Source organism: Streptomyces sp. NPDC047022, from assembly GCF_040644155.1.
Taxonomy (GTDB): Bacteria; Actinomycetota; Actinomycetes; order Streptomycetales; family Streptomycetaceae; genus Streptomyces.
Window position 1 is genome coordinate 1 of the sequence record NZ_JBEYVV010000106.1, and the last position, 1,395, is coordinate 1,395.

1 protein-coding gene is annotated in these 1,395 nt (G+C 70.3%); it reads right to left on the reverse strand.

The window, feature by feature from the left end; genetic code table 11:
- A partial coding sequence (locus ABZ845_RS31955) for an amino acid adenylation domain-containing protein (protein ID WP_360987066.1) occupies positions 1–1,395 on the reverse strand: 1,395 nt, incomplete at both ends.

Consider the following 1,395-nt stretch of genomic DNA (forward strand, 5'->3'; position numbering starts at 1 on the left):
GTGTCGGCGTCGGCGGGTACCAGGTAGGCCACCAGGCGCTTGTCGCCCGGCACGTCCTCCCGGGCGACCACGGCAGCCTGCGCGACCTGCGGGTGACCGGCGACCGCCGCCTGCACCTCACCCAACTCGATCCGGAAACCCCGGATCTTCACCTGCTCGTCGGCCCGGCCGAGATACTCCAGCTGCCCGTCGGCGGTCCAGCGGGCCAGGTCACCCGAGCGGTACATCCGCGCCCCTGCCTCGAACGGACACGCCACGAAACGCTCCGCCGTAAGCCCCGCCCGGTTCACATAACCCCGCGCCAGCTGCGCACCGGCGATGTACAACTCACCCGCCACACCCACCGGCACCGGCTGCAAACCTTCGTCGAGCACATACAGACGCGTGTTGGCGACCGGACGACCGATCGGCACCGCATCCGGAATCTCCTGCGCCGCAGTCAGCTCGAAGACACAGCAGCCGACCACGGTCTCCGTCGGACCGTACTCGTTCACCACCACCGCGCCCGGCGCACGCCCCAGCCACTCCCGCACCACGGCACCCTGCAGCGCCTCACCACCCACGATCCACCGCCGCGACGCACCAGCCACCCCGTCATCAGCCACCAACTCCGCCAGCAACGGCAGATGCGCCGGCACCACCTTCACCAACCCGAAGCCACCCGCGCCACCCAGCAGTTGGGCCAAGCCCTCGGCACCACCGGCCTCGGACACCACCACCGCCGAACCCGAAACCAGCGGCACCACGACACTGGTGACCGTCAGGTCGAACGCCAGCGACGAGTGCAGCGGCGCACCACCACCCCCCGCCATGCCATACACCTCGACCGCCCACAGCGCATAGTTCGCCAGCCCGCCATGCGTGACCGCCACACCCTTGGGCCGACCCGTCGACCCCGACGTATAGATCACATAAGCCAACCGGCCCGCCTCGAGCTTGCCCTCCGGGGCATGCTCCGGCTGCCCCGCCAGCGCGGCCGCCACCATACGATCGTCCACCGCGATCGTGCGGATCCGGCCCGACGGCAGCTCGTCGAGGATCTCCTCCAAACCCACCAGAACCGACGCCCGGCTGTCCGCCAGCATGAACGTCAGCCGCTCCGCCGGGTACTCCGGATCCAGCGGCACATACCCCGCCCCCGCCTTCCACACCGCCAGGACCGCGACCACCAACTCCACACCACGCGGCAGGCACAGCCCCACCACCGACTCCGCACCCACACCCTGAACCCGCAGATAGTGCGCCAACCGGTTCGCCCGCGCATCCAGCTCCACGAACGACAGCCCAACACCCTCGCAGACCACCGCCACCGCCTCCGGCGTCCGCCCCACCTGCGCCTCGAACAACTCCGGCACCAGACCCACCGGCAGCCGACGCTCCGTCGCGTTCCAGTCG